This window comes from Paenibacillus urinalis, from assembly GCF_028747985.1.
GTDB classification, from domain to species: domain Bacteria; phylum Bacillota; class Bacilli; order Paenibacillales; family Paenibacillaceae; genus Paenibacillus; species Paenibacillus urinalis.
This window is the reverse complement of record NZ_CP118108.1, coordinates 3,519,711-3,534,112: the sequence shown is the minus strand read 5'-3', so window position 1 is coordinate 3,534,112 and position 14,402 is coordinate 3,519,711. Positions and strand designations below refer to the sequence as shown.

Below are 14,402 nucleotides of genomic sequence, written 5' to 3'. Positions count from 1 at the left end.
AACTGATCTTTTCCTCCGATTCCACAATCGGGGGATTTTCATTTATAATCATAGGATTAACGGTTAATGGCTCAACTTAATAAGCTGAGAGTCATCATTGCATGGTTCCATCCTATTCTTTTTATACTAAACATAACGAGGTGATACAATCGTGGAACTATATTTTTTGGGGACCAATGCCGGTGTTCCCTCATTACAGAGAAACGTTACAGCTGTCGCGCTTCGCATGCTGGAGGAACGTCGTTCCATCTGGCTGTTTGATTGCGGAGAAGGTACACAGCATCAATTCTTGAAATCCCCACTCAAGCTAAGCAAGCTCGAGAAAATATTCATTACTCATTTGCATGGAGACCATCTTTTCGGACTTCCGGGTCTATTATCTAGCCGTGCATATCAGGGAGGAACAACTCCGCTCACCTTGTATGGTCCGCCGGGGGTTAGAAAATATGTGGAAACATCGCTTGAGCTTAGTCAATCTCGGATTAATTATGAGCTGAGCATTATAGAGCATGAGGGCGGTATTATTTTTGAGGATGATACGTTTATTGTGGAATCTGCTCTACTTGAGCATAGAATCGACAGTTATGGCTATCGAGTGATGGAGAAGGATCGTCCGGGTAGTCTCGACCCGAATAAGCTTGCAGTTCATGGCTTAAAGCCAGGTCCGCTATTTGGCAAGCTGAAGCGTGGTGAAAGTGTGGACCTTGGCGATGGTCTGGTACTTCATGCACAGGATTTCTTGGGTGCGCCTAAACGAGGAAAGATCGTTACGATTCTCGGAGACACTAGGCCGACCGCTCATGTAGTGCCTTTATCGGCTGGAGCGGACGTCGTCGTTCACGAAGCGACTTTTCTGCATGAATTGGCCACTACAGCGCACGAATACTATCACAGTACGGCCAGACAAGCAGCGGAAGCGGCAAAAGAGGCAGGTGCGAAGAAGCTGATTATGACGCATTTCAGTTCAAGGTATAAGGATGAGGAACAGCTTCAGCCGCTATTAAGCGAGGCGTGTCAAATTTTCCCTAACACAATTCTTGCAGCCGAGCACGAGCTGGTCCAGGTCTAAACAACATAGTAAAGACCCTGTTATTCATGTTTTGCAATCGATTTAAAAAGGATGTACGATGGGCATAATGCTTATCTAACAAGCGTACATACAAAGGGTTTATTCTTTATGTAAGGAGTGAGATGAATTGTCACAACCGAAAGCCTACTTGCTCGACTTGGACGGAACTATATATCATGGGAAGCACCGGATTGATGGGGCAGATCTGCTCATTCAGCATTTACGAAATTCAGGCATTCCGTACTTATATGTAACAAACAATTCTTCAAGAACTCCGGAAGGTGTCGCTGAGCATCTGAGATCCTTGGGAATTGAAGCGGTCGGGGAAGAAGTATGTACCTCGGCAGTCGCTGCGGCTGAGTATGTAGCTGAGGAATCACCAGGTGCCAGAGTAGCTTATATTGGAGAGGATGGTTTATACCAAGCCATTCAAGCTGCGGGACTTCAAATAACGGAAGCGTCCCCTGAGTATGTGATACAAGGGATTGATCGTGAATTTACATACCATAAGCTGACGCAGGCTCTGCGCTGGATTAACGGTGGAGCTCAGTTTATCATGACAAATCCTGACTTGCAGCTTCCTGCAGATGATGGTCTGACTCCGGGGGCTGGAACCATAGGGGCTGCAATTGAGGCGGCTACACAGGTGAAGCCGGTCGTCATTGGCAAGCCTTCGAGCATTTTGATGAAGCATGCGATTGACCGATTAGGGCTGCCGGCAGCTGAGGTTGCCGTCATTGGAGATAATATGCGTACGGATATTGCAGCTGGAGCAGCAGCCGGCTGTTCCTCCATTTTAGTGCTGACAGGTGTAACGACGAGAGAGAATTTAGATGCCCATGTTCGTGCGACAGGAATTAAGCCTGATGAAATTTATGAAGATTTGCACAAACTGGTGAGCAGCATCTAGTGAATGGCGTATAATGTAACATGGACAGCAACGAGTGAAAGGAAGAATGCAAAGATGCCGGAACTACCGGAAATGGAGAATTACAAGCAGCTATTATCTGATCAAATATTAGATATTCCGATAACTCAAGTGACCCTTAATCGTGAAAAATCTATAAATGTCACTTCAGACGAATTCACATCTTCACTACTAAATACACGAATCGTATATATCGAGCGCCGGGCTAAGCATTTGATATTCCACCTGAGCACAGGCCGCAGATTAGTATTGCATTTGATGCTTGGCGGTGTTTTATATTTAGGAACAGAAGATCAGCGCCCAGATCGTAATACGCAGATTGAGATTCAATTCGGCGATATAACCTTATATTTTATCGGACTAAGACTGGGATATTTGCATCTGCTGAGTGCGAAAGAAACGGATGAGACCATGTCAGAACTAGGTCCAGAACCGCTTGATTACCGTTTTACTGAAGATAAGTTCAGAGCCGTGCTGAAAGGGAGAAGAGGAACAATCAAATCGACTCTCGTTAATCAGGAGGTCATCGCGGGAATTGGTAACTGTTATTCGGATGAGATCGCATTCGCAGCAAGTCTCACACCAAGCACGAAGATCCAAAAGGTATTGGAATCTGGTGAATTAACAAGCAGGCTGTACCGATCGATTCAATCGGTCTTGCGAGAAGCTACTGCTGGTGGAGGATATATGGAAATGCCGCTGTATGAAGGCGATGAACTCACCGGTAAATACAACGAACAATGCAGAGTATACGATCGTGAAGGGGAAACCTGCACTCGCTGCAATAAGGGGATCATTACCAAGACGCTGATTACGGGCAAGAAAGCTTTTTACTGTCCGGAATGTCAGAAGGAAGAAGCCTGACTTGTACATTGGGGGACATGTGAGCACGAGGGGAGGATACAAACAGGCTGCAATGAGGGCGCATGACATGGGAGGCACTTCATTTCAGTATTTTCCAAAGAACCCTCGTGGTCTCGGGACCAAGGCCTATGATCAGACGGAGGCTGCAAGATGTAAATTATATTGTACTGAGCATCATATCCAGTCTATTGCACATTCGCCTTATCCTACGAATCCCGCTGTAGGGAAGTTAAAAGGAACGGATCTGTACGAGTCGATGGTTGCCTCTCTCAAAAATGATCTGGAGATAGCAGAAGCTTGCGGCTCAGCAGGCGTGGTTGTCCATTTTGGACATGCCAAGACAGAGGATCCGCTGCAGTCCTATCGCAATGTCATCCAGTTTATGGATGAGGTGTTGTCCGGCTGGTCTGGTAAGGCCAAGCTTCTGATTGAGAATCAGGCTGGGGATCATGGTCCAATGGGTACGACGATGGAAGAAATCGTTCAGATCCGAAGCTTATCGAGTCATGCGGGAGCGATCGGATTCTGTCTCGATACATGCCATGCTTTTGCGAGCGGGTTATGGAATGGGACGACAGATGATCAGATGATACAAAAGGGACATGATACAGGGTATTGGGCTCAGCTGATTGCCGTCCATGTCAATGACTCTAAGTATGGCTTCCGGTCATTTAAAGATCGGCATGAACGGGTCGGCAGAGGAAAAATTGGCGTGGATGGACTGTCATGGCTGTTAAACCGCGAGGAGCTCGCAGACTGTATCTGGGTTCTCGAAAGTGAAAAAGGTGACGATGGAAGTCACAAGGACGATATCGAGCAGATTCGTTCCTGGCTAAACTAACGAGGAGAGGAGAGCGGTTCATGAACATTTTTTTGGATGATTACCGGGCTTGCCCTCCAGGATTCACACTTGCTCGAGATGCAGAAGAATGTAAGCTGCTGCTCAATGAATATGGAGTAAACATTTTGTCATTAGACTATGATCTGGGTTATGACAAGCCGACAGGGCTTGAGATCGCTTCTTTTATTGTGGAACGCAACGTGTATCCCGAGAAAATATATCTGCATACCTCGAGTGACTATGGAAGAAGAGCCATGTATGAATTGCTGTATTCAAACAAGCCTGAAGATGTAGAAGTGCATAACGGTCCCATTCCTTATGAATTGCTAGCGAGCATTTCAGGTACTGTGAGGCAGGATTAGGCATGATTGAAGCTACTGAACAAGGAATTTTGAAGATGGCTTGGGAGGGACAGGCTTTTGCCTTGTTTGTCTACACTCCGTTATGCGGTACATGTCATGCAGCTCGGCGTATGCTGGAGGTATGTGAGCACTTATTGCCTTCAGGCGTTTTATATGAAGCGAATATCACCCAGATTCAAAGTCTCGTACAGCAATACCAGATCAGGAGCGTCCCTGCCGTATTGCTGTTTAGCGGTGCAAAAGAACTCCCTACATCGATATATCGAATGGAATCCGTAGAGCATCTGCTCTCTCAAATCAGGAGGGTAATCATATGATCGAAATGGAGCACGTCAGTCTTCGCCGGGGAGACAAGCAAATATTAAATGATGTTAATCTTGAAATGAAGGCAGGAGAAAACTGGGTCATTCTTGGTAGAAACGGCAGCGGCAAAACGACCATACTTGAGATGACCATGGGTTATATGTTTCCCTCTGAGGGCAAGGTAAAAGTACTGGATTACTTGTATGGCGAATGCGACGTGCGCGAAGTTCGTAAGGAGATTGGCTACATCAGTCAAACACTGATTGAAAAGCTCGCACTGAAGGATCCGGTATGGGAGGTTGTGGCCACGGGTGCTTTTGCATTTCTACGCTTCTATCAGCATATTCCTGACGAGGTGCAGGAGCAGGCCCGTGCCCGGCTGGCCGAGATTGGATTTGCTCATTTAGCGGAGCAGCCATTTGGGACATTGTCTCAAGGAGAAAGAAAAAAGGTGCTCCTCGCCCGCTCACTCATGGCACAGCCCAAATTGTTAATTATGGACGAGCCGTGCTCAGGTCTTGATTTATTCGAGAGAGAAAAAATGCTGTCAGCGGTGGATGAGATCGGAAACAAAGATATTTCGATCGTCTATGTGACTCATCATATTGAAGAGATTATGCCCTTATTTACTCATATTGCACTTATCAAGGATGGCATGGTTGCAGCTGCAGGACCTAAGAAGGAAGTATTGACAAAAGAAACAATAATGCATACCTATGGTATTGCTGTAGAGCTGGATTGGTTCGAGGACAGACCATGGATACGGGTATGCAGTGGAGGTTAACCTATTTTGACTAATCAAGAACAATACGCAGAAGCACATTCTGCAAGATTCATTTGTACCGCAAATCATGGGTTTGCTCCGTATGCTCAAGAGGAGCTTCGAAGAGTATTTGGGAGTGTGAAAAGCTCAGTTATAGTACAGAGCGAAGTCTTCCTGGCGACCCTGCCGAGAGAGCAGTCAGCAGTGAACGACCTGCTCACGAGGGAACCGCTCATATTCTTGAGACATGTGTTCCCAGTTCAGTTTGAAGAAAATGTAGAGGATCAAGAGGCTTCATTTGCCCGTCTATATCGCTATTTAATGGCACATCCTGCCCTTCAAGAGGGGACGTTTGCCTTGCAGGTGCGTAAGACCGAAGAAAGCGCATGGACGGAAACCTCGGGTACATTAAAGCAGTATATACTTGCCGGCATTGATGAATTGCATGCAGAACATACGGTTCAGGATGCCGACAAGGTTGTCTCTGTTTATCTGACCGGAGAACGCTTGTATGCCGGCGTCTCTGCTCCTGCGGATAATCTGTCCGATTGGAACGGAGGCGCAGTTCGTTTTCAGAAGGAAGAGGGACAAATCTCAAGAGCAAAGTTCAAGCTGCTAGAGGCGGAAAAAACGCTGGGTATCCCTTTCTCGTCCTTTCATCGTGCACTCGATATCGGCGCAGCTCCGGGGGGCTGGACTTCATTCCTTCTGGAAAGAGGCCTTCAAGTCACCGCGGTAGATCCCGCGAAAATGAACCCTTCCCTGCTGGATCATCCGAATCTGAAGTACCTCTCCAAGAATGCGGGCGATGTCAAATTCAGAGATAACGAGTTTGATCTTCTCGTATGTGATATGAGCTGGAGTCCGAAACTTATGGCCAAACTGGTGACAGGCTTACTGGATAGTCTTCAATCAGGAGGAACGGCGGTCGTGACGGTTAAACTTATGCATAAGAAGCCGATGGCCCTAATTCGTGAAGTTATTGAAGTATTCGAGGATGCTCGAATGCAGGTGCAGAGAGCCAAGCAGCTATTCCATAACCGTGATGAAATCACGCTATATATGATTAAGTACTAAGCCGCATTATCTTATATAGAGGGTCCGTCTATTATAGCCGTGATCCTCTTTTGCTATATAAAGCAAAAAAACACTTTACATATCCCTGTCTATGTCATATAATTAACCCAAAATTAACCAGTACGGAAATGGGAAAGCATCCCTATAGCCAAGGTTCAGCAGGATTCTGCAGACCGCTATAGGGGCTTTCCTTTTTTTTGTGCCTGTTAGGGGGTTTTGAATGAAGCAGCCTTCCCGTTTGGAACGAGGCTCAGTCCTCGGAGGGAGATATCGTGTGATTCGAAAAATTGGAACTGGAGGTATGAGCCATGTTTATCTGGCTGAGGATCTCAAGCTGCCCGGCAAGAAATGGGCTGTCAAGGAAAATGTGAGCCTCCCGGAGTTCCATGGGAGTATCGTGTCAGAAGCGGAGACCTTAATTACATTGCACCATTCCAGACTCCCGCATATTGTAGATTTTTTTGCGCCGGATGAGGACGGATACAGTTATTTGGTCATGGACTTTATTGATGGAATAACACTCCAGGAGTATCTGCAGCATAAACAATTTCAGATCCCAGTCAATACGATGATTAGAATTATTCATCAAATTATGGAGGTGTTGGATTATTTACATGGGCTTACACCGCCGATGATCTATCGTGATTTGAAGCCCGGCAATATTATGATCGCCCAGCATGACGAGATTCGATTGATTGATTTTGGAATCGCCAGAAAGTACAAGCTCTCTGGTAATGAAGACACGGTGAAGCTTGGTACGATCGGCTTCGCAGCTCCTGAACAGTTTGGTTCAGGGCAGACGGATGCAAGGAGCGATTTATACAGTCTGGGGGCATTGTTTCTGTACATGTCAACTAGAGGAGCACATAGTGAATGGATCGCTGGCGTGGAGCAGCTGCTTAGGAATGAAAGCGTTCGAAAATATATACCTGTTATGAGACGGCTGTTAAGGTATGAACCACAGGCCAGATACCAATCGATCAATGAGCTTAGAGAGGAAATGTATAGATTATCTGAACACTATGAGCATGGGAATGTGATTAGAACGTCTGATGGCATGATGCAGGGAACTCGAATTGTTGCACTCACCGGTACAGCCGCTGGAGCAGGTGTAACCCATACCGCAATTGCGATCAGCCATTATTTAGCCAGACTGGGTAACAAGGTGGCCATAATTGAGATGTCGAAGCGGTCTGTTGCTTTTTCCAGGATTAAGGCAATTGCTTACCGCGATGCTGAGCATATTCAGGCCAAGAGCTTTGATATTGAAGGAGTTCATTATGTCCAGAGAAGCAGCAAGTATGAGATGGTTGAGCTTCTGGGAGGCAGCTATCAATATGTCGTCCTGGATCTGGGGAGCGAGAGAGACTACAGTCAGATGGAAGAGTTTTTCAGAAGTGATCTTCCTATAGTCGTAAATGCTGCTGCCGAATGGAAGCAGGATGACATGGCCTCGTTTATGCAATCGTATCCTAATCAGCCCAAATTAAAATGGACTTATCTGCTGCCGCTTGCCTCCAAGGAGACGGTGAACAGAATGAGGAAAAGGATGGATTCAACCAGAGTTTACAGTGTTCCGCCACATTTTGATCCTTTTGACCGTACAGAGCAAATGGATGAGGTGTTGCATGAGCTGTTACACACGATTAAACCGATTGGCAAGAGAAGAAGGTTCTTATTCAAAAAAGCATAAGTAGAGTTTAGTAAAGGAGACCCACGAGTGTCTAAACTTCGTAAACAGAGCAAGAAAAAGATTTATGCCGGACTCATCGGAGCGGGAGCAGCAAGTATTTTGTTTAGTGGATTATTGCTGTACGACTGGAAATTGGACAAGGACTCCGCAGATTCACTGGAATTGAAGCATGAACAAGAGCTTCTGGAGATTAAAAAACAGCTTGTAGCCGAACAGAAGGATAGCAAGACAGGTTATGTGATGGTACATGATATTCAGGCAGGAGCATCAATCAAAGATTCAGATGTAAGAGCAGTGAAGGTACCGCAAGGACAAGCACCTGTCAACTTAATAAGTGAGCTGGATGATATTGCGGGAAGTGTGGCGAAGATTGAGCTCAAGGCCGGTACCTCGCTTACTGCCGCAATGCTATATGACGAGGAGCCGACACCGGATGACTTAAGGAATCGAGAAATTTCGGTTATTGCCCGTCCCTCACAATTGGATGCAGGTGATCGGATTGATGTCCGGATTCAGTTCCCTACAGGACAGGATTACATTGTACTATCGAAGAAGAAGGTTCACGATCTGGATGGGGCCACGATGTGGATGACTTTAACAGAAGCAGAGATACTCACTTTATCGAGTGCCATGGTAGATGCCTATCTTCACAAAGCCTCATTATATTCTCTTACATATGTAGAACCTGAACTTCAAGAACGTGCAATACCAACCTATCCAGCCAATAAGGAAGTGCTGACGCTGATCGAATCCAATCCTAATATCGTAGATCTGGCCGAGCAGGCACTTGCTGCGCAGCTGCGCAGTTCCTTGGAAAGGGCATTAAATGAATCCTCCTCATCCAATTACATGGTGTCTGAATCCATTGAGGATGGACTTGCTCGCACGAATGATAACAGAACCTCGCACTGGAACAACACCTTGAACGAGCAAGTAGACAATGGCAATAGTCTATTAGATGCATCAAATGATGAAGAGACCTTATGGAAGGATACGAATATGGATACAGCACAGGAAGGGGGAACCGAGTGAAAAGCTATGTTTTTGCCGGGCCGTGTGACAAAACCGATCTGCTGCTTAATATGAGCAAAATTTTGTCTGTCAGCGGATATCGGGTCATTTTAGTCGATGGTACTGTAGATGGACGATATCGATATTGTATTGAGGAAGGTCATTCTACTCCAGCCGTTACAGAATATGAAGGCTTTGATGTAGCCATTGGATATCGGCAATTTAACGAGGTTGAGCAGGCGTTACTCGAGTTGAATGAAGATGTCCTCTATGACTATGTGATCTTTGACATTGAGCTTACGGGGTTCCTGAACACGGATCAATGGCTATCCGCTGCAGCAAGAGTATGGACGACGGATTACTCACGCATGACCCTGGAGTGTGGCAAAGCGTGGATTAAAGAGCTGTGCAGCCAGATGGTTGTGGATCGTCTTCCTCCGTTTTATAAGCTCTATATAGAGGCGGTAGATACGCACATCGAGTCTTATATTTGGGCTTACTATGAGGATAGTCCGATTGAATTCCAGGGCAGCCCGGTTTGGTTCCGCTCAGATGAACTGGATACAGCGGTACGGCTTGAGAACGAGCATCATCGAAGACGCAGCTTTCGGCATTACTCCAGAGATTACAAGAAGTCGCTTGCCGAGTTAATGGAAATGGTTGCTGGCATTGAGCCTGCCGAGACAAGGCGGGCACTACAATCGAGAGAGAGGAAGAGAGCATGAGCACTGTTGTATTTTGGAGCCCGGTAAACGGGAGAGGAACATCTTCTCACCTCATTTTGTCCGCACTGATGATTACACTCACGCACCATGTCCGTGTCTTGTCTATGCATATGCATAGAGCGGGAGACAGTATAGAAGCAGCGCTGCCAGTCAGAGAGGACAGCATGGACCATATGACGAGCATATTTGCAACTACCGGGTGGGACGCATTGCTGCGGCTGTATTTAAGCGGCAGTCTTACGAGAGACAAATTCAGAGATTATACGGTGCCTTTGTCCAGACAGCTGGATTTGCTGCCAGGAGCAAGAATGCAGAATGGGATAGATGTAAATGAAGAATATGCAAAATATATGCCTTCGGTATTGAAGACGGCAAGTGAGGTATATGATCTTGTCATGCTGGATGCCGGAAATAGAGACAGGATGGAGCGAGATATGTTGAAGGATGCTGATGTGGTCGTCATTAACTTGGATCAAAACTTGAGAGTGCTGGAAAATTATTTTGGCGATACAGAATTAAAAAAAGACCTGGAAAACAAAAAGGTTATCATGACAGTGGGGCATTATGACACAGATTCCCATTGTTCCATAAACAATATGAAGCGGCGCTTTAATTACAAACACCCGGTCATTGGAGTGCCTTACTGTACTGAATTTAAGGATGCCTGGAATCGGCGGGATGTACCTTCTTATTTGCAGCAGAACATGAATTTGGACAAGAAAAACGGTCAACGGGGTGAGCACGCTTCGAGCATTCGGGAGCTGGCCAAATGCATTATGGAAAATGCAGGTTTGCGTACAATCTTGAAGCAGCTGGAGAGGGGAGCATAAATGCGGGGAGAGGCTGCAATGAATGCTCTTCTCATCTGCCTGGTTTGCATCTGTATGATATTGATCATCTTACGAATCAGAGCGAGGGCCAAAGCCTATTCTGGAATATCCTTAGGAGCTCATCATGAACCCCGTACGATTGAGAATTTGACAGAGTATATTAAGCAGTCGCTGCACGAACTCAGTCATAGCCAGCTTGCAGATGCAGGATTACATGAAGAGGAATACAAACGAAAATTAAATCAACGGGCTGAAATGAGACGCGCACTTAAGGATTGTATCTCGGGAAGTGTCAGTGATAAGTCATTTGTTAAAAATATAATCAAGGATCTATTACTTCACAGCTATGGGCTAAACGAGAAGAGCATTAACGAAGCAATTCCGTTTGACCACACCCTAAACTTAACGGTTCAGGATCAGTTTGAAATCGTCTTTTATTTGTATAAACAGCAATATGGAACCGAGGCGCTTTCTAGCCTGATTGATACCTATGATTTAGCTGAACTGAGATGGGATCAAGAGGAGGCTGCAGGCTATTACGCGATAACAGAGGAGGATATAAGACACATCTTCGCTTGTGAGTATAGAGAGCTCCATTTTACCGATAAGCTGAACATTGTCGTTCAACGGATTTATCAGCAGTACAAGGGATTTTCTATCGTTGACGAAATTCGTGACCAGCGAATTGATGGAGTCAGTGGGGGTGTGAGCGGGATGCTGGGTACAGATTTGTCTTCGTTTCCCCGTGATGGATTTAGCAGAAATATTCCTATAACAACGGATATAAAAGATGATATTCCTTCGAAATCCATAGAGAGTATCTGGATATTTTACAAAGGCAAGTCCATTCATTTGTCCTTTTTGTCTTTTGGATCAGAGCGGGAGCTGAGAAGAGTCTGCCAAAATATTTATAAATATAATCATCCCGGACAGTTGTCAGAATCAAAAGGCTACAAAGTAAACGAGATGAAGGACGGCTCAAGGGTGGTCGTGGTCCGACCTCCGTTCTCTGAGTCCTGGGCATTCTTTGTTCGTAAGTTTGATCTTCAGAATACAGCTTTATCTAAATTAATTGTTGGTGAGAATGCAGAGCCGGTCATTGAATTCATTGAGTATCTCATGAAAGGCAGCCGTATAACCGCCGTTACGGGAGCACAGGGTTCAGGTAAAACAACACTACTAATGGCGATGATTAAGCATATCTACCCTTATCATACGCTTCGTGTACAGGAAATGGCCTTTGAATTGCATTTAAGGAAGCTATACAGCAGGCGTAACATATTAACATTCCGGGAAACAGATCATATCTCAGGACAAGAAGGTCTTGATCTACAGAAGAAGACCGATGGAACGGTCAATATTCTCGGTGAAGTGGCAAGCGATGAGGTAGCCGCATGGATGATACAAATGTCGCAGGTTGCCAGCCTGTTTACGGTCTTTACGCATCATTCCAAAACATTTCCGGATCTTATCTTCTCCTTAAGAAATTCGCTCTTAAAGGCCGGAATGTTCAGCCAGGAATCCATAGCCGAGGAGCAGGTAGCAAGTGTTATCAATTTTGATATTCATCTAAGAAAGGACGCAGACGGCAGAAGATATATCGAACGGATCACAGAATGTGTGCTGGTTCCCGGCCATTTGCGATCAGGGCATCCCGCTTTTACATACAGGAATATTGTTGAGTATAGAGCAGGGAGATACATCATAACATCCGCTATATCTGAGGCCAACAGAGCAGATATGCTATCACACATGAACAAGGAAGATGCCGAATCGTTTGAACGCTGGCTTTTGTCACACCGAGGTGAAGCTCATGTCTCTTAAAGAATGGCTGCTGATTCTCTTGTTTATCTCTCTGGCCGCTTTTATAGTTGTGATCGGTTTGATATCTCGCGCCAAGCGTCAGCAAGAGCAGCGAGTAGGAGCGATTCCATACAATTCCAATACAACAAGTACATCTACGCAGCTAGCGGCATTCTTTAATGTTTTTTTTACTAGATCTTATTTGGTAGGAATCAAGATTCCTGTGCTGTCGGGGTACATCTTGCTAGTGAGGAAGAAATTAAGCTATCAGCAGGGGATGAGCGAGTATCTGCTCCGATGTCAAACGATGAAGCTTACATGGTCCATATGGATTTCTTTTCTCACCGCAGGAGGCATTCTCTTCTCCCTACAGCCAGGGCTCAGCTTCCTTGTATTGTCCTGCCTTGTTGGCGTTATCATTAACAGTCTGTTCCTGGATATGACGGTAGCAAGGCAAGAGAGGAAGCTATTGTCTGAAATGATTGAATTGTTCGCCGATGTACGTCACAGGTACCATCAGCACGGCATGGTGGAGGAAGCGCTGTACGAAGCTGCAGAGTTCGCTCATGGGGAGGCTGCCCGGCATGCAATGCATATCTATGCGGCTTTAACCTCTGTTAATCCGGATGAAGCACTTGAGCGATATTATGAGACAGCTCCCAATCGCTTCCTGAAAGCCTTTGCCGGAATCTCCTATATGGTCATGGAATTTGGTGATCAGCATGCGGATCAGAGCTCTATGTATTTAACAGGGATCAGCAGCCTGACTCAAGAGATCCATCTTGAAATACTACGGCTGGACAAGCTTGATTATCTGTTAAAAGGACTTAATTTGATCAGTCTCATTCCGGTCTTCTTTACGAAGCCAATCGAGAACTGGGCCAGAAGCAGCTTTCCGACCATGAATGAATTTTATGACAGCAAGATGGGTTTCATCATTCTATTATCCATCTACGTCATCATCATTGGTTGTTATCTTATGCTTCAGCAGCTTCAACGTAATCAGGAGACAACTTTTCGGGTCACTCAGCAAAAAAGAATCCTCGAAAAACAGATTTATCGCTGGAAATGGATTCAACCGTTCGTTTCAAGCTTTGTGCCCCAGTCAGGTACCAAACAATATCATTCGATGGTCAAGCTGCTCCGTGATACGAATACGCATTTGAAAGTGGAGTGGTTTGTGGTAAGACGGCTTCTATGTGCCAGTATTTGCTTTTTCGTCGCATTTGGCAGTGTGCTGTACTTGCATCATGTTGAGAAGCAGCACATTCTGACCAAGCCGGTAACCCAGACAACAATCTTTGGAAAGCTGCCTGATGATGAGCTCGAGGAAGCACTTGCATGGAGTGAGCTGGATGAGAAGGTAATGCGTGATCTGAATATGAATGCTCACAGCTCTTATGAAGAAGTTGAACGATTACTCCTTGCGGTATCTGAGAAGTCGCAGGATCGAGAAACAGTGCTTGCATCCGTATCTCGAATTATGGACAAGCTCCAAGCTTGGAATGATGAATTTCTTAAGTGGTGGGAGCTGGCTCTCTGCTTCGGAATCGGGTATGTAGGCTTTCAACTACCCTTATTGCTGCTATACATGCAGCGTAAAGTACGAAGTATGGATATGAAGCATGAAATTTATCAATATCAGACGGTGATTTCTATATTAAGAGAAATGGACCGAATGTCAGTTGAGGAAATTTTGGAGTGGCTGAACCGTTTTGCTGTCATTTTCAAAACACCGCTTCAAAAATGTCTGCTTCATTTCGAGCAGGGACCAGAAGCAGCACTGGAGCTCCTTAAAGAAGAAGTGACTTTGCCTGAATTTCAAAGAATGATAGATAAGCTTATGTTGTCTCTTGGGGCAATTACGATCAAGGAAGCCTTTGATGATCTGGAAGGGCAGATGTCGTTTTATTTCGAACAGCGAAGGCAGGAGTATGCCCAAATGATTGACAAGAAAGCGGAATGGGGAAAAATGATCGGTTTCATGCCGATGTACTCGCTAATTTTCCTGTATCTAGTCATTCCGCTAATTACGGTGAGCTTCACACAAATGAATATTTACTATGAGCAAATACAGAGGCTTTGAGCTAAAGTCTAATGAATTCAATCATCATCTTACAAATGAGTTATGAA

General features: G+C 45.4%; 14 protein-coding genes. All 14 read left to right on the top strand.

Going from position 1 to position 14,402, the window contains the following annotated elements; genetic code table 11:
- Positions 1 to 151 precede the first annotated feature (151 nt).
- The 14 genes from rnz (at position 152) to PUW25_RS16170 (ending at position 14,355) form a co-directional block, all read left to right on the top strand.
- On the top strand, positions 152 to 1,069 hold the full coding sequence (rnz, locus tag PUW25_RS16235; protein WP_205052812.1) for a ribonuclease Z: 918 nt from the start codon (positions 152 to 154) through the stop codon (positions 1,067 to 1,069).
- Positions 1,070 to 1,196: 127 nt separating this feature from the next.
- Positions 1,197 to 1,979, top strand: coding sequence for a TIGR01457 family HAD-type hydrolase (locus PUW25_RS16230; RefSeq protein ID WP_047910644.1), 783 nt, complete (start codon positions 1,197 to 1,199; stop codon positions 1,977 to 1,979).
- Positions 1,980 to 2,033: 54 nt separating this feature from the next.
- Positions 2,034 to 2,861, top strand: a complete 828-nt coding sequence (locus PUW25_RS16225) for an Fpg/Nei family DNA glycosylase (RefSeq protein WP_205052813.1) — start codon at positions 2,034 to 2,036, stop codon at positions 2,859 to 2,861.
- 1 nt (position 2,862) lies between these two features.
- Positions 2,863 to 3,702, top strand: coding sequence for a deoxyribonuclease IV (locus PUW25_RS16220; protein WP_047910642.1), 840 nt, complete (start codon positions 2,863 to 2,865; stop codon positions 3,700 to 3,702).
- A 20-nt stretch (positions 3,703 to 3,722) separates the two neighbouring features.
- A complete protein-coding gene (locus tag PUW25_RS16215; RefSeq protein ID WP_205052814.1) occupies positions 3,723 to 4,064 on the top strand; it encodes a cyclic-phosphate processing receiver domain-containing protein in 342 nt (113 codons plus the stop codon).
- Between the two features lie 2 nt (positions 4,065 to 4,066).
- A complete protein-coding gene (locus PUW25_RS16210; protein ID WP_047910640.1) occupies positions 4,067 to 4,381 on the top strand; it encodes a thioredoxin family protein in 315 nt (104 codons plus the stop codon).
- Positions 4,378 to 5,151, top strand: a complete 774-nt coding sequence (locus PUW25_RS16205) for an ABC transporter ATP-binding protein (protein ID WP_205052815.1) — start codon at positions 4,378 to 4,380, stop codon at positions 5,149 to 5,151. The genes PUW25_RS16210 and PUW25_RS16205 overlap by 4 nt, the downstream gene beginning before the upstream one ends.
- 3 nt (positions 5,152 to 5,154) lie before the next feature.
- The gene (locus PUW25_RS16200) at positions 5,155 to 6,207 is read left to right on the top strand and encodes a 23S rRNA (cytidine(2498)-2'-O)-methyltransferase RlmM (RefSeq protein WP_047910638.1); all 1,053 of its coding nucleotides are present in this window, start codon (positions 5,155 to 5,157) and stop codon (positions 6,205 to 6,207) included.
- Positions 6,208 to 6,427: 220 nt separating this feature from the next.
- Positions 6,428 to 7,900: a serine/threonine protein kinase gene (locus PUW25_RS16195; RefSeq protein ID WP_047910637.1), complete on the top strand. Its 1,473-nt coding sequence runs from the start codon at positions 6,428 to 6,430 to the stop codon at positions 7,898 to 7,900.
- Positions 7,901 to 7,927: 27 nt separating this feature from the next.
- Positions 7,928 to 8,932 (top strand): SAF domain-containing protein, encoded by a 1,005-nt coding sequence (locus PUW25_RS16190; RefSeq protein WP_052511772.1) that lies wholly within the window; start codon positions 7,928 to 7,930, stop codon positions 8,930 to 8,932.
- Positions 8,929 to 9,636, top strand: coding sequence for a hypothetical protein (locus PUW25_RS16185; RefSeq protein ID WP_047910636.1), 708 nt, complete (start codon positions 8,929 to 8,931; stop codon positions 9,634 to 9,636). Before PUW25_RS16190 ends, PUW25_RS16185 begins: the two co-directional genes overlap by 4 nt.
- Positions 9,633 to 10,466: a hypothetical protein gene (locus PUW25_RS16180; protein ID WP_047910635.1), complete on the top strand. Its 834-nt coding sequence runs from the start codon at positions 9,633 to 9,635 to the stop codon at positions 10,464 to 10,466. Before PUW25_RS16185 ends, PUW25_RS16180 begins: the two co-directional genes overlap by 4 nt.
- Positions 10,467 to 12,290, top strand: a complete 1,824-nt coding sequence (locus tag PUW25_RS16175) for an ATPase, T2SS/T4P/T4SS family (protein WP_274337294.1) — start codon at positions 10,467 to 10,469, stop codon at positions 12,288 to 12,290.
- Positions 12,280 to 14,355 carry a hypothetical protein gene (locus PUW25_RS16170; protein ID WP_274337293.1) on the top strand — a complete coding sequence of 692 codons (2,076 nt, stop codon included), beginning with the start codon at positions 12,280 to 12,282 and terminating at the stop codon, positions 14,353 to 14,355. Before PUW25_RS16175 ends, PUW25_RS16170 begins: the two co-directional genes overlap by 11 nt.
- The last annotated feature ends 47 nt before the right edge of the window (positions 14,356 to 14,402 follow it).

What these genes read in the sequence shown, in the direction of transcription:
- PUW25_RS16215 (WP_205052814.1), top strand. Translation starts at nt 3,723, where the DNA reads ATGAACATTTTTTTGGATGATTACCGGGCTTGCCCTCCAGGATTCACA.
- PUW25_RS16170 (WP_274337293.1), top strand. Translation starts at nt 12,280, where the DNA reads ATGTCTCTTAAAGAATGGCTGCTGATTCTCTTGTTTATCTCTCTGGCC.
- PUW25_RS16195 (WP_047910637.1), top strand. Translation starts at nt 6,428, where the DNA reads ATGAAGCAGCCTTCCCGTTTGGAACGAGGCTCAGTCCTCGGAGGGAGA.
- PUW25_RS16175 (WP_274337294.1), top strand. Translation starts at nt 10,467, where the DNA reads ATGCGGGGAGAGGCTGCAATGAATGCTCTTCTCATCTGCCTGGTTTGC.
- PUW25_RS16205 (WP_205052815.1), top strand. Translation starts at nt 4,378, where the DNA reads ATGATCGAAATGGAGCACGTCAGTCTTCGCCGGGGAGACAAGCAAATA.
- PUW25_RS16180 (WP_047910635.1), top strand. Translation starts at nt 9,633, where the DNA reads ATGAGCACTGTTGTATTTTGGAGCCCGGTAAACGGGAGAGGAACATCT.
- PUW25_RS16225 (WP_205052813.1), top strand. Translation starts at nt 2,034, where the DNA reads ATGCCGGAACTACCGGAAATGGAGAATTACAAGCAGCTATTATCTGAT.
- PUW25_RS16210 (WP_047910640.1), top strand. Translation starts at nt 4,067, where the DNA reads ATGATTGAAGCTACTGAACAAGGAATTTTGAAGATGGCTTGGGAGGGA.